This is a genomic window from Spirosoma fluviale, from assembly GCF_900230225.1.
GTDB classification, from domain to species: Bacteria; Bacteroidota; Bacteroidia; order Cytophagales; family Spirosomataceae; genus Spirosoma; species Spirosoma fluviale.
Genome location: NZ_OCNH01000001.1, coordinates 759782 through 783182, shown reverse-complemented (window position 1 = coordinate 783182; position 23401 = coordinate 759782). Strand labels below are relative to the sequence as shown.

19 protein-coding genes are annotated in these 23401 nt (G+C 50.2%); 9 read left to right on the top strand and 10 right to left on the bottom strand.

What is annotated here, in order from left to right; translation table 11 throughout:
* Nucleotides 1–62 precede the first annotated feature (62 nt).
* Nucleotides 63–482 (top strand): hypothetical protein, encoded by a 420-nt coding sequence (locus tag CRO74_RS03305; protein WP_097124561.1) that lies wholly within the window; start codon nt 63–65, stop codon nt 480–482.
* Between the two features lies 1 nt (nt 483).
* On the opposite strand, the gene CRO74_RS03300 is transcribed toward CRO74_RS03305, so the two are convergent.
* On the bottom strand, nt 484–1557 hold the full coding sequence (locus CRO74_RS03300) for an App1 family protein phosphatidate phosphatase (RefSeq protein WP_097124560.1): 1074 nt from the start codon (nt 1555–1557) through the stop codon (nt 484–486).
* A gap of 49 nt (nt 1558–1606) precedes the next feature.
* Here CRO74_RS03300 and CRO74_RS03295 point away from each other — a divergent pair, with 49 nt between their 5' ends.
* A complete protein-coding gene (locus CRO74_RS03295) occupies nt 1607–2479 on the top strand; it encodes a diacylglycerol/lipid kinase family protein (protein WP_097124559.1) in 873 nt (290 codons plus the stop codon).
* A gap of 29 nt (nt 2480–2508) precedes the next feature.
* Here CRO74_RS03295 and fdhD read toward each other — a convergent pair whose 3' ends face one another.
* From fdhD to pyrR, 3 genes are all read right to left on the bottom strand, one after another.
* Nucleotides 2509–3354 (bottom strand): formate dehydrogenase accessory sulfurtransferase FdhD, encoded by an 846-nt coding sequence (fdhD, locus tag CRO74_RS03290; RefSeq protein ID WP_097124558.1) that lies wholly within the window; start codon nt 3352–3354, stop codon nt 2509–2511.
* 61 nt (nt 3355–3415) lie between these two features.
* A complete protein-coding gene (locus CRO74_RS03285; RefSeq protein ID WP_097124557.1) occupies nt 3416–5989 on the bottom strand; it encodes a DUF5686 and carboxypeptidase-like regulatory domain-containing protein in 2574 nt (857 codons plus the stop codon).
* A 208-nt stretch (nt 5990–6197) separates the two neighbouring features.
* A complete protein-coding gene (gene pyrR / locus CRO74_RS03280; RefSeq protein WP_097124556.1) occupies nt 6198–6737 on the bottom strand; it encodes a bifunctional pyr operon transcriptional regulator/uracil phosphoribosyltransferase PyrR in 540 nt (179 codons plus the stop codon).
* Between the two features lie 118 nt (nt 6738–6855).
* Between pyrR and CRO74_RS03275 the strand changes: the two genes are divergently transcribed.
* The 6 genes from CRO74_RS03275 to CRO74_RS03255 all read left to right on the top strand — a co-directional run bounded on the left by CRO74_RS03275 (nt 6856) and on the right by CRO74_RS03255 (nt 12707).
* The gene (locus CRO74_RS03275) at nt 6856–8715 is read left to right on the top strand and encodes a T9SS type B sorting domain-containing protein (protein ID WP_097124555.1); all 1860 of its coding nucleotides are present in this window, start codon (nt 6856–6858) and stop codon (nt 8713–8715) included.
* Nucleotides 8716–8721: 6 nt separating this feature from the next.
* A complete protein-coding gene (gene pth / locus CRO74_RS03270) occupies nt 8722–9282 on the top strand; it encodes an aminoacyl-tRNA hydrolase (protein WP_097124554.1) in 561 nt (186 codons plus the stop codon).
* A gap of 240 nt (nt 9283–9522) precedes the next feature.
* The gene (locus tag CRO74_RS03265; RefSeq protein ID WP_097124553.1) at nt 9523–9963 is read left to right on the top strand and encodes a hypothetical protein; all 441 of its coding nucleotides are present in this window, start codon (nt 9523–9525) and stop codon (nt 9961–9963) included.
* A gap of 175 nt (nt 9964–10138) precedes the next feature.
* A complete protein-coding gene (locus CRO74_RS03260; protein WP_097124552.1) occupies nt 10139–11209 on the top strand; it encodes a nucleotidyltransferase domain-containing protein in 1071 nt (356 codons plus the stop codon).
* 163 nt (nt 11210–11372) lie between these two features.
* The gene (locus CRO74_RS31450) at nt 11373–11531 is read left to right on the top strand and encodes a chryseobasin-related MNIO class RiPP peptide (protein ID WP_179830111.1); all 159 of its coding nucleotides are present in this window, start codon (nt 11373–11375) and stop codon (nt 11529–11531) included.
* Between the two features lie 36 nt (nt 11532–11567).
* Nucleotides 11568–12707, top strand: a complete 1140-nt coding sequence (locus tag CRO74_RS03255; protein ID WP_097124551.1) for a multinuclear nonheme iron-dependent oxidase — start codon at nt 11568–11570, stop codon at nt 12705–12707.
* A 34-nt stretch (nt 12708–12741) separates the two neighbouring features.
* On the opposite strand, the gene CRO74_RS03250 is transcribed toward CRO74_RS03255, so the two are convergent.
* From CRO74_RS03250 to CRO74_RS03235, 4 genes are all read right to left on the bottom strand, one after another.
* Entirely contained in the window at nt 12742–13968 is a 1227-nt protein-coding gene (locus CRO74_RS03250) for a helix-turn-helix domain-containing protein (protein ID WP_245877741.1), read from the bottom strand.
* Nucleotides 13969–14003: 35 nt separating this feature from the next.
* Nucleotides 14004–14621, bottom strand: a complete 618-nt coding sequence (locus CRO74_RS03245) for a hypothetical protein (protein ID WP_097124550.1) — start codon at nt 14619–14621, stop codon at nt 14004–14006.
* 220 nt (nt 14622–14841) lie between these two features.
* On the bottom strand, nt 14842–17283 hold the full coding sequence (locus tag CRO74_RS03240) for an outer membrane beta-barrel family protein (RefSeq protein WP_097124549.1): 2442 nt from the start codon (nt 17281–17283) through the stop codon (nt 14842–14844).
* A 281-nt stretch (nt 17284–17564) separates the two neighbouring features.
* On the bottom strand, nt 17565–20048 hold the full coding sequence (locus CRO74_RS03235; RefSeq protein ID WP_097124548.1) for an outer membrane beta-barrel family protein: 2484 nt from the start codon (nt 20046–20048) through the stop codon (nt 17565–17567).
* A gap of 242 nt (nt 20049–20290) precedes the next feature.
* Here CRO74_RS03235 and CRO74_RS03230 point away from each other — a divergent pair, with 242 nt between their 5' ends.
* Nucleotides 20291–20827: a hypothetical protein gene (locus CRO74_RS03230; RefSeq protein ID WP_097124547.1), complete on the top strand. Its 537-nt coding sequence runs from the start codon at nt 20291–20293 to the stop codon at nt 20825–20827.
* 35 nt (nt 20828–20862) lie between these two features.
* Here CRO74_RS03230 and CRO74_RS03225 read toward each other — a convergent pair whose 3' ends face one another.
* Both CRO74_RS03225 and CRO74_RS03215 read right to left on the bottom strand, forming a co-directional pair.
* Nucleotides 20863–21591: an outer membrane beta-barrel protein gene (locus tag CRO74_RS03225; protein WP_097124546.1), complete on the bottom strand. Its 729-nt coding sequence runs from the start codon at nt 21589–21591 to the stop codon at nt 20863–20865.
* Nucleotides 21592–21867: 276 nt separating this feature from the next.
* On the bottom strand, nt 21868–23394 hold the full coding sequence (locus CRO74_RS03215) for a SusD/RagB family nutrient-binding outer membrane lipoprotein (protein ID WP_097124544.1): 1527 nt from the start codon (nt 23392–23394) through the stop codon (nt 21868–21870).
* Nucleotides 23395–23401: the final 7 nt, after the last annotated feature.

The following is a 23401-nucleotide window of genomic DNA, read 5'->3' as shown; positions in this document are numbered from 1 at the left end:
CTAACTTTTCTGCTCCATTTAAGTAGTAAGAGTATGTTCAACTACATCTCAACGTCATTGTCATGAAAACCATCGTAGCCTTCAGCCTGCTTTTCGTGAGCAGTTGTACACTTCAGGATGATACAAGCCCCTGCCGGTCTCCTCAAAAAATAAGTGTGGATCAACGTTGTTACACAGGCAATGGTCTGGCTCTGACGGCCAGTGAGTACGGCACGTCTCCCTTAAGTTTCGAATGGAGTGTCTACGTCCTGAAGGATACGGCGCAAAGCCTTGGATTCACCCCCCAGGATTTAAAAATAAAGATCAACACCGCTGATGAGCTGATCATACCCGATAGTCTGGTAACGAATAACCAGCGACTGGTTGTAACTGTCGCAGCCAACTGCCAGGGTGAGTTAAAACGGTCTATTTATTACGCATTCGTAAAAACGCAATCAACAACGGACAGCTGCACCATCTGGCAACCGCAGCGGGGGTTATAACTTACTCCGGGATAAGCCCGATGGCTATCGAATGGAGCCGGGCATCGGCACTGTGCGCGAAGTAACAACTGGCTACCCCGTTGGCTTCTATACTGGCCATCAACTGCTCCGTCCGAGCTTTATGTTCGGCATGAATTTGCCGAATGTACACGCACCGAATCTGGCGGGAATACTGCCGAACGACAGACTCGTAGATGATCGGGTCCTGTTGCGAATCGTCGCCCAATAAGATAAACTGCTGGTTTGGGTACATGTTGATGATCTGCTCAATCCGGTCAAATTTTGTATGGTGCTTGCCCTTACCGGTTTTCAACACCTGCGACAGGCGCTTGAGCTGGCTCAGACGATACACACCATCAGGCAGTTCATTTTTTGTCGAAAACTCCAGAATATAATCGTACAGATTCCATTCGCTGCTCGACACGTAGAAAAACGGATTTGTGGCATTCAGTCCGCTATTGGCTTCGGCAAGTAGTTTGTAATGGGCAACAACGCCCTCAAATGGCATCCGGCTATGCGCGTTCTCGGTCAACAAGACCAGCAATCGTTTGGCAATGGTAGCCGAGTGCGAAACCAGAAACGTATCGTCAATATCCGAAATACAAATGAACTGGGTCGGGTGCGGAATTAATACCTTTCCTTCGCCTTCCGCCAGTATCTGCTCCGGAATCATGGTTTGGGAAATAAGCTGCGCCCGAACCGGGTGCCAGCCCGGCGTCAAGGCTTTCGTTAGGGGTAATTCGACCTGAAAACAGCCATCGTCGTCCGTATTGACATTAACCACCTGTTCGTTGAACCGGATTCGCACCGTCGTTCGCGGATACGGCTTTACCAGAAATAACCGAATGACGGCCAGCAGATTAACGAAGTCAATATCGCGGTATTTCTTTCGGGGCAACGGGCTTCTTCTGAACACGTGCCCGTAAATGGTCAGTTGTTTATCATTGCCAAAACCACGGTAGATCTTCACCGTGGGCTGGTCCGTCAGCCGCAGCAGTGTTAAGAAATAGCGTTTTATCTTACCCTTCAGGGTTATTTTTTGTTTATCAGGTTGAGTGGATTGCACAGCTTCCATAACGTTCAGTCAGTACTAGCCATCTTATAACACATAATCGACACAGAAGTTGACCTTTTTATTCGCCATTAACCCCGTTTCGGGCGGGGAAGAGAAAACAGCCTGGGAAGAAGGTATCCATACTTTCTTTGCCGATAAGCCCCATACCGTTCACCTGTTTCACTTGAATGGGAAAACCGATGATGAAACAATTCGCCAGCAAATCGACCAGCACAAACCCAACCGTGTCGTTGCCGTTGGGGGCGATGGAACCATTAAGATTGTGGCCACACGTCTGCTCGGTAGCGGTATTCCCCTGGGTGTTTTGCCCGCCGGTTCGGCCAACGGAATGGCGCGCGAACTAGGCATTCCGCCCGATGTTCAGGGCAGTCTTGATGTGCTGATCAATGGAATTGAGAAAGCTACTGACATTATAGCTGTTAACGACAACGACATTTGTTTGCATTTGAGTGATATTGGCCTAAACGCCCAGTTGGTGCAACATTACGAAAAAAACAACCTGCGTGGTAAGCTTGGCTATCTTCGAAGCGTGGTCAATGTGCTTCAGAAACGGCGATTACTCCGGGTAGCCGTTACAATTGGTGATGAGTGTGTGCAGCGGGCCGCCGTCATGATTGTACTGGCCAATGCCCGCATGTACGGCACAGGAGCCGTTATCAACCCCGATGGTACGCCTTTCGATGGTAAGTTTGAAGTCGTCATCTTCCGTCGATTGTCGTTCTGGGAAATCATTAAGCTCTTCTGGCGCTATCAGCCTTTTAATCCTAAGAATATAGAAATTTACCCGGCCACATCTGTCACCATTGAAACCCACCGGAAGGCGTATTTTCAGATCGACGGTGAATATAGGGGGCGCATTACAAGTCTCAAAGCCGCCATAAAACCGGGTGCATTGACCATGTTGGTTCCGGCTCCGGCCTGATCAGGTTTATGAGCTGACCTGCAGAACCCTTAAACCAATTGGTTTATCCCTACTCGTTTCGGTTCGCTGTACAGATTGAAGCGGTTGTTGCGGACAAACCCGGCCATTGTCATTTGGGCTTCTTTCGCCATCTGAACCGCCAGGCTCGACGGGGCACCTACGGCAGCCAGCATGGGAACGCCAGCCAGCCAGCTTTTCTGTACCAGTTCAACGCCGATCCGGCCGCTCAGAAAAATACCGAATTGGTCTAGCGGAAGCCAGTTTTGCCAGAAAGCCGCCCCAATAAGTTTGTCCAGCGCATTATGACGGCCAATGTCCTCCCGAACGAGCAGGAGCTTACCATCTGCATCGAACAAGGCAGCAGCATGGATACCGCCTGTGTAAGCAAACGCCTGTTGTATCTGGCGAACCCGATCCGGTAACGCATGGAGAACGGCTGCTTCAACCGAGAAGTTGCTCGATAGCGGGCCCGGCGTAAGTGCCATAACCGCTTCGATGGTGGCTTTTCCGCAGAGGCCGCAACTGGAGGAGGTAAACGTATTTCGTTCCAGCCGCGCCCAGTCGACAACGACATCGGGGTGCAGCTCTACCCGGAGCACATTACCTTCTTTGTCGGCATCCTGAACACAATGTCGGCAAGAAACTACATCGGTCCGGCGCTGGATGATGCCTTCGGTGAACAAAAAGCCCATGGCCAGTTCTTCATCATGGCCGGGCGTCCGCATCGTAACCGACACAGAACGCTGCTCCCGACTGGTAGCCGGTCCGAATCCCAGACGGATCTCCAGCGGTTCTTCTACGGCAAGCAAATCGGGAGCTTCCGAAAGGGTTTCACCCAAAATTTTATGGACGGTAACCGGCGCAACAAGGGACATTTTCAGCCAATTTAGTTTGCTTATAGTAACCCGCTACGGCCGTAATTGATTGCGCAGCTGGTTAAAAACTAAACGAAGCGGACGCTTTTAACGCGAAGGAACCGATCGGCAGCCCATTCGGGCTATCGTTCAGGTAATTGAGCCGGTGGATAGCCTGAATGCGAACGATCTTAAAAATATTATCGATTCCATATCCCAGCTCCATATAGGGTTTATTTCCATCGAGGCTTCCGAAGTAAATAGGCCGTGTTCCTCCAGGCAACAGTTTGAACGACTCAACATCCCGATTCGCCTTCCGTTGCCCTCCCCAAAGTGCATCGATATTGGCAATTAAGCGCCAGTTTAATTTTCTGATACCGGGAATCCGATTAAAGAGTAATCCCTCGAAGCGGTGCTGGATATGCACCGCAACAAAGCGGTCACTCACAAACTCGTAAAACTGCATCCGGTTAAAGGTGTTGGTAGTCAGCAGGGGCGTTGGATTACCAATGTGCGGAAACAACAACGGAGCCGGCAGCGTTGAGGGCGTAAAACCTGCAGACAGCAGGTAGGTTGTCCGACCAAGGGGGCCTAACCGAAACGTTTGCTGCGCCCGCAGGTTAAACCGATCATAGTTGTATTGACCGCCCAGTGCCTGAGAGCCATGCGTATACCGAATAGTAAGTATAGGAGCGCGTTTTGTGCCCAGCGTGATCCGGTCATTGCCATCCATCAGGTATTTCTCTTTCCGGGCCAGCCGCGCTTCAATCGACCAGTAGGCGTCGAATATATCCGACTGCAAGGCCGACTGATCGCCCAGCTCGGGTTGAACGCGGTAGTGGAATGGGAATACGGGGTCGAAGGTCCGGGTTCCCAGCGTAGCCGTTAGCAGAATCCCTTTAACGGGCTCTGTTTTAACGTAAGCCTCTTTCTGGTAACTGTGGTAACCTCCCCGGTAGCGGCCAAATCGGCTCATGGCATAAAAAATCCGGTTACCACCAATTAATTCGGGCGTCAGTCCAAGCCGCTCCAGATCATCCGCAATCCGAACGCCCGCTATAGTCCAGTGCTGCCGGGAGAACAGGTAACTTATTTCGCCACTGTATTTAAATCGATTGTCCAGCGTTCCATAGGCCAGATACCCCCTCAAAATCCAGTTTCGGCTAAATTGATCATTAGTCCGAAACCCGATTCGTGTGCGTAGGCCTTCTACACTGTTAACGGCAAATAGATACGGGTAAGGGCCAAGATCGAAACCACCCACTTTATAGAATCCGGTAACGGCAACCTGCCCGACAGCTTCGGCCATTTTCACGGCTGGAACAGCCCGCAGTTTTTCAATTACCTGCCGGGTTTTCTGGTCTTCCTTGTTCAGTGAATCGGCACCGGCGAGCGTACTCTGAACCGTATGCCAATAGGCTTCGTTGCTTGTGGCTACGGTATCACTGGGCTCAATTGGCTGCTCATAGAACGACGTTGGATGGGGCCTGTTTACACTGATATTGCTATTTCGGAGGGTAACTTTCGCCCGTAAGCCAAGGGATTGTTTACCCACACCCGTCAGATCAGCGTTAAGGTGAATACTCACCGGCAACCAACCGGCGGTAGTTGATCCGCCAGCCGATGAATCGACTGTACTCTCCAGTTCCTGCTCAATGGTCAGGTCACGCACATAGTTCAGGTTAGCCCCTTTCCCAATTCGGGTTTCAATCTGGCACAGGGCAAATGAGGTGGTATCGATCCAGGCTTTACCCGTAAAGGCGAGATCTTCGGGCCGTTTGGGGTCGAATTGAATTTCGTAACAGATATGATCGCCAATCTGGGTGGTATCAGCCAGGAAAAACTCGTACCAGTTTTTCCAGTTATCGCCAATGGGCGAGGCAAAATCTTTTCCCAGAATAGGAATGTAGTTTTCGTAAAAGTTCTGGCTGACCAGATTCGTCCCGCCCAGCAACTGCGAGCTGAGCCCGGCATCGTCGACGGCTACCCCTTTGATGCGGGTTTTACGAATGTCTTCGCGTTTGCGCTCTGGGCTCGCTCTATAATAATAACGGGATACGGACTCCGACGCCAGCAGCGGTAACACCCGGTGGCCTTCGCTATCGACAATGGAGTCGTGCTTGCTCATCGCTTCATTGATCCGTTTGATAAGCGGATTCTTCCGCATACGATCCGTAACGTGGCTCAGCGCAATCTCGGTTTTTACATAACTATCGTATTCGTAGGCCGCCAGCCGTTTGCGGTCGTTCATGGAGCGATTTTTCCGAAGCTGGCGCAACACGCGCCAAGCCGGATTTTCGCCCGCTCGCACGGTCACTTCCTGAAGGGCATTGCCGCCCGATTCGAGCTTGAAATCAACCGCCTGCGAAACCCGTTCCGGATCAATAGCCCGGCGCAGGGGTTTGTACCCCATCGAACTCACGGCCAGCGAATCCGACAAAATTTTGACAACCAGGGAGAAGCGGCCTTTTTCGTCGGTAAGGGTTCCACTCCGGCGTCCTACCAAGGCTACACTGGCAAAAGGGATTGGGTCGCCCGTGTGGGCATCGGTAACCAAACCGGTAACTGTATATACTGTCTGGGCCTGTATTTCCGTGACAAACCCGATGAGTAATAATAACAGAAAAAATAGTAGTGGATGTAACGGTGTCTTCAAGCGTTCCGGTGTCTTTATTGTCCTATTTTTTCAGGCGAAGATAACATAAATACAAAGGTTCATAGGTATTGATGCCGACTCAACCGTTACAAAAAGGCACTAAGTTGTTGAATATCCTGTATTAACCGTTACAAAAGGCTAATTAATTTATTACTCCTTGTTTATAAGTAATTATACCTCCTAAGTAGTTGTCTACATAAAAAATAGGTTAACCTACTAACCAGATTAGGTCGGCCTCGGCACCCTGCTCCGTCCATTCGACCAAAACCTGCTGCGACTCCAGCGTATTTACGCGCTTGCCGGTGTAATCTGGCTTGATGGGCAAATCCCGGTTATAGCGACGATCGATCAGTACCAGAAGTTCGACTTTACGGGGCCGACCAAAAGCGGTCATCGCGTCCAAAGCAGCCCGCACCATCCGACCGGTTGCCAGTACATCGTCAATAAGAATAACACGTTTGTTCTCAATAATAAACGGAACGTTGGTAGTATTAGCCCGAAGGGGCGTATCGCGCCGTCGGAAATCATCCCGGTAAAACGTTGCGTCCAGATAACCCAGCGGCACGGTGTAACCCACTATACGATTCAGTTCACGGGCTACGCGCTCGGCAAAGTAAATTCCCCTCGGCTGCATACCCAGAATAACGGTATCTCCAAAATCCTGGTAGTTTTCGATGAGTTGCTGGGCCAGTCGGCTCACAACAATTTCGAGCAGTGGACTGGACAGAATTAGACGTTGTTGATTCATGGGGTAAAAATAGTAGTAAGTCGGTCATTTACCGGTCTGTACCGCTCACAAAAGTAGTATACTGTCCCTTTTTCGTTTCTTTGTACCGTTGACGTACCTTCTGTAAAACTCCCGGCGCATGGGCCTTCGGACGTTTATTGGTCTACTAGTAGTAGCTGGACTAGGGCTTTCTGTGAGCAACGCCCAGAACATGAGCGGTTTTTGGCTGGGCGTTACCTACCCGGCCAATCCCAACCAGGCTGTCTATAACTACACCATGACGCTTACCCAGATGGGCACTACGCTGAGCGGAACTGCCCAAACAGCTGACCCTCAATTGCCTTTTGGCGGATTGGCCTACATTGCGGGACAGGTTACAGGCTCATCGGTGAAGTTTAGTGAATCGGACCAGCAGGGCAATACCGCCGTTAAAAATATCTGCTTCTGGCGTGGCACGATGACTTACAACCCAACTGAGGAAAGTTTAACCGGCACCTACGAGAACATCGTGAATGGAACAACCTGCCTGGATGCCTCGAATGGGAAGGTGGAACTGTACCGGATTGTGCTAAAATCGGGTACTACCTATTGTAAAGGCAAACCCGTTAATCTGGTCATTACGGGTAAAAATATCCGCTGGTACAGCTCGGCCGCCAAAACCAGTGTCCTGGCGACGGGTAACTCATTCAGTCCTCAGATTACCCAGACAACTACGTTCTACGTCACCCAGACGTTATATAACAATGAGAGTCCGCCGGTTCCTGTGACCGTAACCCTGAGCGAACCGGCCTTCAAGACAACCATTGTCAACACAGGCTGCGACAAAACCAGCGGGTCCATTGAGGTAATTGGGGCGGGCACAACAGGCTGGCAGTACAAACTTAACCAGGGTGCCTTCCAGACCATTCCCCTTTTTACAGGCTTATCACCTGGCTCTTATACCGTAGTTGCCAAAGATACCGGCGGTTGTCAAACGGAACAATCGGTTACCGTCACCGCCGATTCGGCACCCACCGTCAGCAGTGTGCAGAGTACGCCACCACGCTGCGAAACAGCCAACGGCACCGTTATGATGGTCGCTACGGGTGGAAAGCCTCCCCTCACCTATTCCATCAATTACGGCGTTAGTTATCAGGCCAGCCCAACATTCACAAACCTGCCTGGCGGCACGTACACCGTTCGGGTACGCGACGCCAACGGCTGTGAGGTGAACAAAGCCCTTAGCCTGCCTGGCTTTACCCCGATAACGATCCTGAACACGACTATTATTCCCACCACCTGCGGACAGGCCAACGGGCAGGTGGGCGTGACAGTAACGGGCGGGCGAAACCCGGTTCAGTATTCTCTGGATGGCCGACCGTTTCAGGCCAGATCCTTTTTTATAGACCTGCCGCTAGGTTCGTATACACTTGTTGTCAAAGACAGCAGCGGCTGTACGCTTAGTCAGCCAGTGAGAATTGATGGCAGCAGCGGTCCCAGGATCGACGCTATCCAAACGACTCCCTCGGCTTGTGGCGAACAAACAGGTACTGTCCGGATTTCGACCGGCAGCACGACCTCCGCACTCAGCTATGCCATCGACGGCAAGACCTTTCAAAGCGGCCCTGATTTTTCCGGCCTCAAAGATGGCTCCTATACGCTCACGGTCCGGGATGATACCAATTGTGAACTTACCCGGACAATTTCAATCGTATCTGACTGCGCCAACCGAATCTACCTGCCAACGGCTTTCTCCCCCAACCACGACGGTTTGAATGACGCCTTAACCGTTTACTTCGCGATTAGGTCTGTGCAGGTGACCAACTTTATTGTTTATGACCGCTGGGGTGCAGTCCTGTATAATCGTGCTAATTTTGCCCTCGCAAGTGGCGAATCGCTCTGGGACGGTCAGTTGAACGATCAGCCAGTAGCCGCAGGTATGTATTCATACCGGCTCGACTGTCAGTTTCTGGATGGCACCCAGATGACCTATCGCCAATCAATTGCCCTTTTACATTGATTGTTTATGAAATTCCTACTCGTTGGTCTGGGCAATATTGGCCCGGAGTATGCACTTACCCGCCACAATGCTGGCTTTATGGTTCTCGACCGGCTGGCGGCTCAGAACGACTTCAGCTTTTCCATGACGCGCCTTGCCTATACGGCCAAATGGCAGCACAAAGGCAAACAGCTGTTTTTTGTAAAACCAACCACCTACATGAACCTGAGTGGCAAGGCGGTGTCCTATTACATGAAGCAGGAGAATATTCCCATTGAAAACATACTAATTATCACCGACGATAAAGATTTACCTTTTGGAAAGCTGCGGTTGAAGCCCAAAGGTTCGCCCGGTGGCCATAATGGGCTGAAACACATCGACGAAGTTTTAGGCACTCAGGAGTACGCCCGACTACGGGTAGGAATTGGCAATAATTTCTCGAAAGGACGTCAGGTTGATTTCGTGTTGGGGCAGTTTCCGGAAGACGAATTGATTCAATTACCGGACTATTTGGACCGAGCAGGCAATGCAGCGCTGAGTTTTTGTACTATGGGCATACAGATGGCCATGAATAATTACAACCAATGATATAACTTTTTAAAGAAAATTGCACTTTTCCGGAAAAATATAAACTCATAGGAACTAACCATAATATTAAAATAATATTTCGTCTAATTCGACTTAATTCCTTAATTTAATCTAAAGTCCATTAATTACGGCATTATATTCGGAATAAAATTTTGACATGGACATAATGTGCGCTTGGCATTTCAAACTTTCTATAGACATTTGTGTGTTATCTGATTGAAAACAAAATAGAACAAAACAATGAAATCGCGTGTTATCTTTGCATCACTCATTCTTGGATTAGGGTTAGTGACTACTCAGGCAAACGCGGCTACCACCATCAACATTGATGATAGCCCGGCAGCCTCCAAGCCGGCAAGTGCTATGCTTGTCAACGGTTCGCAAAAGCAGTTCGCTGCTTACATCGGACAAAACGTTGCCAAGTTTGCGCAGACTACCAATTGGCAAAACTTTATGAGCGTTGTCTCGTTGTACAACCAAAGCCCTTCTGCTGTGCTGAATCTCAGTCCCGCCGAACGTGCCAAGTTCAACGAATCAGCTGCTCAAGTACAGAATACGCTGGCCAAGCATAAAAATGCAAACGCCGGCCACTGGATGAATCAGGTTGACCATACTACCCGGATGATTAATTTCCTCTGGAACGTTAATCAGCCCGTTGCAGAAGCAGCTGACATTCAGTAAGCTATTACAAATCCTGAATTAATGGAGGATTTGGAACAGAAAAGAGTAAAAGTTAGTTTTTCATGTAGAAAAGGTTAAGGGTTTAGGAATAGTCAGTATAAGGTTCTCCGCTACAGATCGGGGAACCTTATCTTTTTTCAGGGCTTTCTTAAACAGAAACTTACCCCAATTCCACATGACCATTCAGGAACTGCGCAACCGTAAACTAATTTTGTTCGAGTGTATTAGTGGCAGCCGTGCGTACGGTACAGACTTACCTTCTTCCGATACCGACATCCGGGGTGTTTTTATCCTGCCGCAGGCCGACCTATATGGACTCCGCTATGTGGAGCAGGTGAACGATGCCAAAAACGATGTTATCTTTTACGAACTGCGTCGGTTCATTGAGTTACTCGCCAAAAACAACCCGAATATTCTGGAGCTTCTCTGCGCACCCGCCGACTGCATTCTTCACAAGCATCCATTATTTGATCAATTGCGGGTAAGTGACTTCCTGTCGAAACTCTGCCGGGATACTTTTGCCGGTTACGCAGCCAGCCAGATCAAAAAAGCGCGGGGACTGAACAAAAAGATTGTTAATCCGCTACCGCCGGAACGAAAATCATTACTTCACTTCTGCTACGCTGTAGTCGGGCAAAAGTCCATTCCGGTTCTGGACTGGCTGTCGGCCCACAACCGGCAAGCCGCCCAATGTGGCCTGGTCAGTATTCCGCACGCCCGCGACATGTACGCGCTGTTTTACGACGAAACGGCTTCCCTGGGCCTTCAGGGGCTGATTTTCAGCGAAGACTCAACCGCCGTTTCACTTAGCAGTGTACCTGTATATCTGGAGCCCGTCGCCCTTTTGTACGTCAATCAGGATGTGTATTCGAGTTACTGTAAAGACTACCGGGAATACTGGGATTGGGTCGAAAAACGCAATACAGCCCGTTACGAGAATACGGTTGAACACGGCAAGAATTACGACGCCAAAAACATGATGCATACGTTTCGGCTGCTCGACATGGCACTCGAAATCCTGCAAACGGGTCAGGTGATTGTCCGTCGGCCAAACCGGGAGGAGTTACTGGCCATCCGTTCCGGTGCTTTTGACTATGACGAACTACTGGCGCTGGCTGAAGAGAAATTGCACCAGATTGATGCCGCTGCCCAAACCAGCCCGCTGCCCGTTCGCCCGGACCTCCATCATATCGAGCAGATTCTGGTGAGTATGCGAACGACCTTGTATGCAACAAAGGCGTACTAATATTCGGTATAATCCGCACATTCTTTTGCGACGGATTTAGGCACCACAATGAGAATCAGGCGGGAGAGACGCGTGGGCATAAAAAAATAGTACCCGGGTTCCAACCTTCTGACTGTGGTACAGGTCTAGTCAGTCAACAAATGAATCCTATTAAAACAGCGCCATGAAACTCTCCAAATCCCTTCTTCAGGCTATTGCCGTTGCCGTAACAGTTACCACGATCAGTTCCTGCGGCAAAGGCACCGTCGTTGACCCCAAAGCACCAAATGGTGAGCAACAAAAAAAAGTACCGTATAACTGCCCCGGCTGCGGCCTGGGTTAATGCGCTGAACCAACCTCCTGTGTAACCGACCTCCGTATGTCCAGGCTGTACTCCTCCATTGCCTGTAACCTGGATACCAACAGCTTACAGGCAGCGCTTCCCCTTTTTGAATCCGAAAAGGTTCAGGCAATCGAATGGTCGTTCGATACGTTATTTGCGCTCGGCGAGATGCCCGATTGGTTTGCTGAACTGCTCCGTGCCTACAGTCAGGAAGGTCGATTAATTGGGCACGGCGTTTTCTTTTCCCTTTTTTCCGGTAAATGGACCTCGGATCAGCAGCAGTGGCTGAACCAGCTTAAAATAACGTCGGCCGATTTTACCTTCGACCATCTGACCGAACATTTCGGGTTTATGACGGGCGAAGACTTTCATAAAGGAGCACCGGTCAGTATTCCGTTTACGGCCTCAACCCTGGCAATAGGCCGCGACCGGCTGCAACGGCTACAGGATGCGGGTAGCTGCCCGGTTGGCCTGGAAAATCTGGCGGTCGCCTACTCGCTCGACGACGTAAAACGACAGGGCGATTTTCTGGCTCAGCTGCTCGAACCAATCAATGGGTTCATCATTTTAGATTTACACAACCTGTATTGCCAAAGCTATAATTTCGCCATCGAGATCACTGATTTACAGGCGCTCTACCCGCTCGACCGCGTCCGCGAAATTCACATATCGGGAGGAAGCTGGGTGCCGTCGGCCGTAAATCCGACGAAACAGATCCGACGGGACACGCACGACGATTCGGTACCGGCAGCGGTTTTCCACGCGCTGGAACGGGTCATGGGCCAATGCCCAAATCTGAAATACGTAGTGCTTGAGCAACTCGGCACCGGTCTCACTACCGAAGCGAGTCGGCGGCATTTTCAGGAAGATTTCCTACGAATGGACGCCCTCGTTCAGGCAGCCCACCGAGCGGATAGCCCGCCGATGCTAAATTCTTTTCTGCCTTTGAACCCACCAAGCATTCCCGAGATTGCGCCGGAGAATCCACTACTTTACAAACAACAGACCCAACTATCGGCCATTCTGGAAACCGCCACCGATTGCGCTCAGGCTCAACTGTTTTTGAAGGCATCGAGTTTGGCTAATTCTGATTGGGAAATTGAGAACTGGCACCCGGAAATGCTTGAAACAGCCATTGCCATTGCCCGGAAATGGAAAGATGGATTTGTGCAATAGCCCTACTGATGGTTTGGGACGAATAAACCGTCAACTACCGTTCCATCGACTCGACAAATTCCCTCGGCGATTGGCCGCTGAGCTTTTTGAAGGCCCGGTTGAACGTGGCTTTGGAATTGAACCCACAATCGAAGGCAATCCCCAATAAACTCAGATGACTATTGGCCGGATCGAGAGCCTGTCGTTTAAAGGCATCCACGCGGTACTGATTCACAAAATCATTGAAGTTCTTGCCCGTGCCCGCGTTAATGACCGGCGACAGTATCGACGCATTGGTCTTGAGTCGGCGGGCCAGGTCGATCAATGATAAGTCGGGGTCCAGATACGGGCGTTCATTCTCCATGTAAGCCAGTAGGGCATCCCGCCAGGTCACTAAATCGGCGGACAGGGCCACGGGTGCTTTAACCAGATGGTGTCCATTATCGCTCTTAGCCGACACTAACGCAGGCGCGTCAGTAAATACCATTTCTGAACCAGGCAGGTCGACATCTTCCGTTTGTACCCCTATTGGCTCTTCTGTGAACGTTAATCGCCGACCGGGTTGCGCCTGTGCATAGCCGTGAATGCTCACGTAATAAATCAGGACGACACCCGCCAGTTTATCCCACCAGTTCTCCCAAAAATTAAGGGTAAACGTCACGCTGATCAACGTCATGAACAGGCTGAGCAACATGGTGGCCGTGAGGGCGACCAGAAAATTTCGGAACCACCTGAAAGAGATGGTTTCAGTTTCTGAAAACTGCGTTTTGATCCAGGCCCGGTAGTGTCGATAGAGCTTTAGCGACAAAATAAGGTAATACATGTCCAAACCAACCCCCACATAAAACTCAATATCTTCCAGGTGATACGGGTACTGGACCGTTGTTTTCCAGCGTTCGACGAACTCATGTCCCATCGAAAAGATACTCAGGTGGTAGGTTACTTGAATTAAAAACGGAACCGCATGCCAGAGGTCTTGGCGGGAAAAGCGGAAGTCGGCGTTGACCTGGCTTTTGAGGTAGAAGTAGCACAACGCCGGAAAGAGATAGCCCAGTGTTCGGGGAAAAAACTCCAGCTCACGCCAGAGGATTTCGATCCCGCCAAAACCCAGCATGTATTCCCAAATATTGAAGCTCATTCCCACCAGCACCCAACCGAGCAATCCGTCGGACAGACGTTCTTCGCGCCGACCCCTCACCCAAAGCAAGACAGCATAAATCCAGCCCTGCACGAAGCCAAACAACAGGGGCGACGAATACGTATTGAAGTCGAACGTCATCATTAAAACCATTTACGGGAAAGATACAGCCTGTTTTATTACCGAAAAATATTGACCGTTTTTCCGTTATCTTCTTTCCGAACGGTTAAAAAGGGCTTGCCCTCGTCAATTCGTTTGCCGCTCATGACGATGTCGACCTGCTCACTATCCGCAAAATAGACTTTCGTACCAACCGGCAATGTTTGGGTCGTGTTGCTGTAGGGCAAAAGCATGATCCCCTGCGTCCCGTTACCGGCCTCATCGGGTTTATAGGTAATCAACATCACTTTGTGAGGAAGCAGGCTATTGTTCCGGAAACGAACCGTCACGGTAGCACCAGTGGCATGGGGGGTAGCTTTGGGTGAGGTCAGAAGTGTTTTACCGGCATCGTCTACCGTTACCGTAAAGATCAACCCGTCCGTCGTCTCGCCATCTTTGCTGAAATAGAGTTTGCCGCCAACAGGCCAGTTCTTGGGTGTCGATTCGTTGCGATTCATCGTAAATCCATACGCCAGACCCGGCCCCTCAGCCCGGAACATACGGTGATAGCCAAGGTTGTTTTTCAGTGTGAAGGCCACACGGGCAACGGCCTCCTTTGGTGCAGTGTCCTGGGCAAAAGTGGTCGAAATAACGCTCGAAAGGAGCAAAATAGCCATTAGAAATACGGTCGCTTTCATTGATTTGTTTGTGTAGGAAATATGAATGGGGAAATTATTGAATCAGGTTAAACGCCTTCCATAAATCGTTGAAAACCAGAATTTTATTAAAATATAATAGGAACACGGATGGAACGGATCGAACGGATTTTTACGGATAAAATGACCGATCTTGGGTTTTATCGGTACAAATCCGTTCGATCCGTTCCATCCGTGTTCCTATTTTAGCCCCTGTTTTAGTTTATAAATTCCCCTTTACTTTTATTCGACCGGCATCACTATTGGTTTCGCGTTCCCTGGCGTTTTTTATGTCTTTACTGCCAAATTGATAGCTGAACCGAATGGTGATCCGTCGGCTTTCCCATTTACGGTCAATGGTGAACTGCTGCGTCTGAAAATCAGCCGACTGTCTCCAGCGCATGGTATTAAGCACATCATCCATACCGAGCGTCAGTTTACCGCGATCCTGCATTACTTTCTTCTGCACACTGAGGTTCAACGCCCCCAGACCGCCAATTCGGTAGATGGTTTGCCGAGTGGGCGCACTCCAAAACCCCGATGCCTGTGCCGACCAGATTTTCGAGAGTGTGAATGAATGCTGCATGTAGCCTTCGAAGGCAAACGTCCGCTGGTCGAACGGCTCGGAAGGTGACAGACTCCCCCGAAACCGGTTCCAGGTGGCCCCGGCATAGGCATACGTACTCCACCATTTTGTGAACTGATAGGGAGTACTGACCGATAGGTTGAGTGCATCGACCTGCCCCACATTGGCGACCGTCTGGTAGGCCGTCAGACCCTCCTGCCGGATCACATCCGTAGCGAAATCGCTGGTTTGGCTGTAGGCTAGTTTTACCGTCGACGCCCATTTATAGATGTAGCTGGCTTCGAGGGTGTGGGTATAGGTGGGCCGCAGGTATGGATTACCCCGCTGACTGGTATACGGGTCGATCTGGTAAATGAACGGGTTCATGTCCTGGTAGCTGGGTCGCCCTATGCGCCGACCATAATTGATTCCGAACTGGCTGTTATCGGTAGCCCGGTACTGCACAAACGCCGTTGGAAACAGATTCAAATAGGCGGTGTCGGGCCGCAGAATTGTTTGTTGACGCAAGTCGGTCGATTGACCGTTCACCCGCGCGTGTTCGACCCGAAGCCCACCCTGCATCGACCATTTACCGGCTGTCCGGCTCAGCGATGCGTAGGCCGCATTGACAATTTCCCGGTAGGTGAAGCGGTTCGTCCGGCTTTCATCAGGCTGTTCGGGTTCGGCTCCAACAAACGCCAGTAAATCGTTATCGGTAGAAACATTCGTGTGCTTCAGGCCCGTTTCAAGTTTTAGATGACGCTCTTTCCATTCCTTTACAAAATCGCCTTTCAACGTGCCAATGGTAATGTTGGTGCTGGCGTCGAACCGGCGCTGCCGCCGAAAAAGAGATTGCCCGTCGGCGTTGTAGTAATCGCTTGTGATCAGGTTGGGCGATGTATTATGAAAGTACGTCAGATCGGCATCGAGGTTCAGTTCACGCCCCAGCGTATCGGCATAGCGATAGTTCAAAGCCGCATTAGTTCGGTTGTTACGGGCGGGCTGATGGCGGGTTCCGTTGGTTGCCTGGTTCACGACACTCGAATCCAATGTATTTTGTCGATTGACCAATTGGGTAGTGGTAAAAGTACCAAACCGATTCCCCGACGCATTCCCCGACACAACCAGCCCAATCGTTTGCCGGGGCACCGCCCGGTGACTGTCAATGATAAAGTCTGCTCCCGCTTTATACACAATGGCTCTCGTCCCATCGGAGTCGTAGCCCCGCTGGAGAAACTGCGAACCGTTGGTTTGTCGGTCGAGCCGTACGTTTGTCAGTTGAAAATTATCACTCACGGCGACGTTACCGAACAGACTCAGCCGCTTGGCGCGGTAGTTCAGGTCGACAGCCGCATTGGCCCGGTGGTGATCGCTCTGGCCGTAACCGGCGGAGGCATTTCCATTCAGTCCGAGGCTTTTGTCGCGCCGGAACCGGATGTTAATGATACCGGCTCCCCCCTGTGCATCGAAACGTGCCGAAGGGTTGGTAATCAGTTCTACTTGGTCAATGCCTGACGCTGGCGTGGCCCGGAGCAGATTGGCCAGGTCGGTAGCTGACAGGTTCGTGGGTTTGCCATCGATAAACACAATGACGCCCTGCTTACCGGCCATCCGTATGTTATCGTTCGGGTCGATAACAACACCCGGTGCCTGTTGCAGCAGTTCGTAAGCCGTTTTCCCCTGCGCCGTCGCATCGGCCGCTACATTGAGCACGGTCTTGTCAACCTGTTGCTCAACAAGTGCGCGTTTAGCCCGAACGACAACGCTGGTCAGCACCTGATCAACCGTTTCGAGTCGTAGTGACGACACTTTAACTGGCGGCCCTACTCTAACGGCCACTACCGAACTCAAGGTGCTTGCCACTCCCACCCCAGACGCCTGTACATAATAATATCCATCGGCTATATCCGTAAATGAATATTGCCCGATTTCGCTCGTAACCGTTCCCTTCACGAGGGTGGAATCGGTCGCCTTCAGCAATTTAACAACCGCAAAGGCGGCTGGCTGACGGGTAGCGTCAACTACCAGACCAGATAGAGATTGACCGACGAGTGTTCGGCCAGCGAGAAGTAGAAAAAGGATTGTAAAGAAGCGTGGCATTGGGTTGAGTCGTTAAGTGGTTAACGATTCAAAGGTGGCAGATTGACGACCCCACCTTCGCCCCAAAAAAGATTTGAGACGGCCCAAATGATGAATTGAGTCTTTTCGGCCTGTGAACAAGTCAAAAAGGTCAGAACACAAAAAACCCGCTCCTCAAACACGAGAGCGGGTTTCCCATTTTCTTAACCTAAACTAAGTCCGTTACTATCTATGATGTAGGATGTAGGATGTAACTGGCGCACGAACAATACATCATATATCCTACATCATATATCTCTTTTCTAGTTTCCTGCTTTGACCCGGTTTTGCTCGGCCGAGGTGGCGGAGTTTCGGTCGCGGGCACCTTTTACGTTCTGATTACCAAAGCGGTAGGTGAATGTGAGCCGGATCTGGCGACTTTCCCAGCGCGAGCCAACCCGGAAGTCGATATCCTGTACCGCAGCTCGGCCCCGGAATTGATTCAGCCAGAAAGGGTCATTTACGTTCAGCTTGATGTTGCCTTTGCCCTCCATCACTTTTTTCTGCACCCCGATGCTAAACCCGCCCATGGGTTGAGCCCGGTAGAAGCCATACTGCGACGCTGAATTAAACCAGCCCGATACTTCGCCCGATAAAGTTTTACTGAAGGTAAAGTTGTTCGATGTGTACACATTGAAGGCCACCAATTTTACCTGATACGGTGTTTCGGAATAAAAGGTCTGGTAGTTCTGATAGTACGTGTTCACGTTATTCTGCATCCGCCACCACTTTGCCACTGCTACCGGGAAGCTGATATTCAGGTTCAGATTATCCAGATGACCCAGGTTTTCGGGCGTTACATACGTGATGTTCTGGGCGGCAATCTGGCGGGGTGTTTCCTGGTTGATAAAGTCCGTGGTGCGACTGAAACCGAGTGTCGTTGAAATAGCGCCTTTATAAACGTGCGTCAGCTCAACCGAATTGGTATACTGTGGCCGCAGAAACGGATTACCCTGCTGGTAGGTGTACGGGTCCAGATAGAATACGAACGGATTCAGGTTCTGGTAGTCGGGGCGGTCAATCCGGCGGCTGTACGACATATTCAGTACGTTGTTCGTATCGAGCTGCCGAGACAGAAATACCGTTGGGAACAGGTTCAGGTAGTTGCGGTCCACCGTCTGGTTGAGCGTGACCGACGTGCCCGTCGAGTGCGTATGCTCCGCCCGAAGCCCCGTCTGCACCTTCAGTTTCCCGAACTTACCGGCGTAATTGATATAAGCCGCATTGATATTTTCATCGTACTTGAACTGATTCGAGCGGCTGGCATCGAACAGCCATTGACGGTTTTCCTGCTGCAGCGTGTCGTAAATGGTGTTGTTATCGGCATTCACAAAGCTGCTTTTCAACCCGGCCTCTACTTTGCTACCATTTTTCAGCGGATGTACGTAATCCGTCTTGAACGCCATGATGTTGATCTCGGAGGGCATGTTGTTGCGTACATCCTGATTGGGGCGGCTTACGGTATTGTCCGGGTTGTAATAAACCGTGCTCAGGTTGTTATTATTTTTTCCACCGTAATGAACGTAATCGGCATCGACGGTCCACTCGCGGCCTTTTCCGTCAAAATCGTATTTGTAATTGACGTTGCCGGTTAGATTCGACATAAACTGACGGGCGTCGGTTTTGGTCGTGGGGCGGCTGGTTAACCGGCGATTTTCGTCGCTGATGAGCGTGTTGTTCTGTCCGCCCGACCGCCAGTCGTTCGAGAAACCGTTGACCAGCACCCCAATTGTACTTTTCTGGTTGATAAAGTAATCCAGACCACCTTTGTACGAATGACCCGTAAACTGATTGGGACGAAACGAGTTCTGGTCAAAATACGTGACCTTCCCATTGTACGGTATAGCCCGGTTGATTTCGTTGGTCTGGGCACTTTCGCGGTTTACGTAGCTATAGTTGCCAAACACGTTGAGCTTACCCTCGCGGTGGTTGAGGTTCAAGGAGGTGTTGAATTTCGGCAGGTCGTCGCGGGCACCCCGCAGGTTATTCACCCAGCCGTAGCCCGAACCCACGATGAACGTACCGTTGGTACCGAAATTCTTGTTCTTCTTCATTTTGATGTTGATGATCCCCGAGTTACCCGCTGCATCGTATTTAGACCCCGGATTGGTGATAATCTCAATCGACGCAATGTTGTCGCTGGGTGTATTTTTCAGCAAATTCGATACTTCCTGTTGCGAGAGGTAGGTCTGCTTCCCATCGATATAAACGATCACACCGGCTTTCCCTTTCAACTGAATCTGATCATTCTGCCGGTCGATGGTGACACCGGGCGCTTTTTCCAGGACTTCCAGCGCCGTGTTGCCGCTGGCCACAATGCTGTTCTCGACATTCATAACCGTCCGGTCAACCTGCTGTTCAATGAATGGTTTCTGGGCAACGACGTTTACTTCGGTCAGGCTTTTGGTTTCGTCGGTCAGCGACAGTGCGGGCAGTTCGGCTGCCGGATTGGCTTCATTTATCGAAAAGGGTGCGCTGTACGTTTTTCTGTAGCCGATCTGCTGTGCGGCTACCCGGTAGTTTCCGGCACCTACATTGTCAAACGCGTATTTTCCATCGGCATCGCTGATGGCTCCTTTTACCAGCGTAGAATCTTTTGCTTTCAGGAGCATCATGGTAGTAAACTCTAATGGTTTACCCGCTACAGTACCTACTTGCCCGGTTACTGTTCCTCTGGTCAAAACCTGACCGAATGATGTAGATAGAGCAAGTAGAATTAAGACAGATAAAGATAAAATCAGTTTCATGATATTGGACTTTTATCGGGAGGTTGCTTTACGTCTCTCAGGAGTACATGGCAAAGGTAGGTAGTGGGCATCACAAAGTACCTGTTCTTACACAAGCGGTCTGAACGGCAGGATAAGCGGATTTTACCGGGGGAGTTGTGTTTTTAGAGGGGAGTCCGACGGAAAGACACGATCAAAATCGGATTGTTGCATCTGTAGTCAACTTTTTTATCTACTTTTAAATGCATCCAACCCATCCTTTCATGGCGGCTTTCACAATTGGCTGGGGGTTACTGAACCTAGGTCTGGCAATCACGATCTTTGTCATTTCCTGGCGTAACTTCCGTATCTATTCAAAACGCTACGGGAGTCTGGCAACGGGGATTCTTCTTTTATTGACGGCAAGCATGTGTCAGTCTCCGGGAAAGAAACAGCCTGCCGGAGCAAATCCGGCTGCTTTCCAAACGACCATATCCAGTTCTCTTATTCAGGAAAATGGACCGCGTTCTTACTACATTCAACTGACCGACTTTGGCTTCTCTAAACTGACCCAGAGTGTCATTCTGAACCAGACCTCTGATTCAACTACGGCTCAACTAAGCAGCTTTGTCAATCTGACCGGCTTTATGTCGGGTATTCACTGGACATCGATCTACACATCCGTAACTCTGGATGCTGACCGGCATCTTCGGTACAATTCGTCCGGCACGCTGCAATGGTCACTGCTTGGAATACCGGTTTATACACAAGTAAAGTACTTCACCGGTAACGTATCTACTGATAGCTTAAAGGCGCAGTAAGTCAGTTGTAGCCTGACTTACTGCGTTTCAGCGATTTACAATTTCAGACCTACGGCCCACACGCTGGCATCGGGTCCCTGTCCTGCCTTGAAGGGACTATTGGGTTCGTAGCGGAAGAACAGCTTGGCACTTCCCCGGAAACCCAGTTCCGAGGTGAGGCCCCAGCGAACGGTGTTCAGGTTATAGGATCCATGATCCCGAACGGTTGAGCCGCCAACGGGCTTCACTTTCGTGTAACTGTCTAACCGAATACCGGCGTAGGCCCCCAGCCCCAGCGTCAGCCCCGACCGGAACGACACATTAAACATAACAGGAAGGTTAAGTTGAGCCATCACCAGTTTGGATTTGTGCAGGTCGACATCCGACTGCTCGATGCTCAATTGGTTATTTCGCTCCACGAGTATATTTCTACCCGCATCGGCCGACCGCTCAAACATGAAGTTGTTCCAGGCTACTTCGGGACCCGTTACGAGCCGAAGTTTGGTAGCGCCTTTTACGGAAAGCGGAATCCGTTTTTGCCAGGCCAGTGCCACAAACCGCGAGCCAAGAGGCCGGAAATCATAACCTGCCGGCATCGCCCCGCCGAAGTTATTAAGCCCGATGTACATGCTGAAATCGGACGTAACGCGGTTAGTCGATTTATGGTAACGAGTCGTCGAAACGCTGGAGTCAGTCTTGATGATGACAGTCGTATTTTGCGCAAACACAGCGGTCGATGCAGCGATCAGAGTAGTTGTGAGGAGGAGGTGTTTGAACGTTTTCATGGTTGTAGTCAAGATTAAAGGTTTAGGAAAATTGAGGTATCTTTTTTTCAGGTTGTATTCTTTTTGGTATTTGACAGGTAGATGTAAAAACCCTGGATGCAGGTTGCATGAACGCGTAAAAAAATACAATCAAATTTTGACTAAGTCTATCACCCCTATTTTTTATCCTGATTTACAGCTAGTTAACGAACAAGAATTAGTTTACAGGCCTGTTAAAAATAAAAAAGGAGGTCACCTTGTGGTGACCTCCTTACAACAAAAGATACCTAAACAGGCTTAATCGACGTCCCAGAACAACCGGGTACCAAATGCATCGATCGTTCCCTGAGCACTTACGTTGGCTGCGTTTGAGCCAGCCTCTGTGTTTGGATAGAAGAAACGAACAGGTCGTTTGCTATCCGGCACCTGCATACTTTGTGGAATGGCAGGCAGATTTGTCCGACGGTACTCCGTCCAGGCTTCCAGCCCGCTAAAGTTCGTCAGGGCAATCCACTTTTGGGTAGCAATAGCGGCCAGTTTATCGGTCGATGCTTCCCAATCATAGTTATTGACCTTGCTGCCTTTAAAAGCGGTTGCACCGGCTGTACTCGCGCCCAATACGCGGAATGACTGGGTGATACCCGCTTCAAAATAAGCTTGTGCCGTGTTTGGAAGCGTTACATCGGAGTACCGCTGTTTCGCTTCTGCCAGCAGGAATTGAACTTCGGCGGCTGTCATCAGGATAAACGGCCGACTGAAGTCACCTTTTACCAGCAGGCTGGGTCCCAGCGAGCTGGTATTGGCTGGCAGGTAACCCGAGCTGGCTCCGAATGGCGTACCGTTGTAGTTAGCAACAATCTCTTTCTGAGTACTGACACCGGCTGTACCTGTGCTCTCACCACCATTGGCGTAAGCAATCCGCTTCAGCCGCAGGGTATCGCCTGAGGCTTTGAGACCGTCAAAGAGGAACTTGGTCAGGCGTGGGTAGTTGTTCAGCGCCTGCTTGGCACCGTTGGCCGAATAGCCCCAACGCTCATAAATAGGGTTCAATTTTCCGGCAGTAGCCAAATAGAAAGAAGGACCACCTACACCCACTTCTTCACCCGCGATGAAACCCGAGCCTTCGGTCACAATCTTGTTGATTTCCGTTTTGATATACGAATCACGTCCTGATATTCTAGACTGACGCATCAAAAGCCGCATCTTGAGCGAGTTGGCAAACTGAGCCCATTTGGTTGTGTTGCCTTTGAAAACAATATCCGAACCGGTGAACGCACTGGCAAATGGATTGGCTTTCAGATCAACAATAGCTTCATCCAGCAGGGTAATCAACGACTCATAAATTGCTTTCTGATCATCGAATTTAGGAGCCAGAACAGCACCACCTTTCAACGCATCCGAGTAAGGCACGTTTCCATACATATCAACCATTTGATGAAACAACATGGCCTTCATGACTTTAGCGGGTCCTTTCAGGTACTTCTGGCTATACGCATCTGCGTTATTGATCACAAACTGATAATCCTGCAGATTGTCGTAATACCCATCCCAATAGTTAAAATCACCATTGGTAAAGTTGTAGGCAAAAATGGTCGTGCTGATAATGTACCCATTACCCTGGGTCCACTGGCCCGACCAGTACGAACCCGTTTCGTTTGCATTAATAACGTTAGCCGTGGTTGTGTTTAACGCATTGGTAAAAACAAAACTCGGCGATGCCGTCGGCAACGTATTTGGGTTAGTATTGATATCCAGATAGGACTTGTTACAAGCACTACCAACCAGGGTGAGAAAAGCAACTAGTATTAATGATTTAAATTTCATGGTAAGT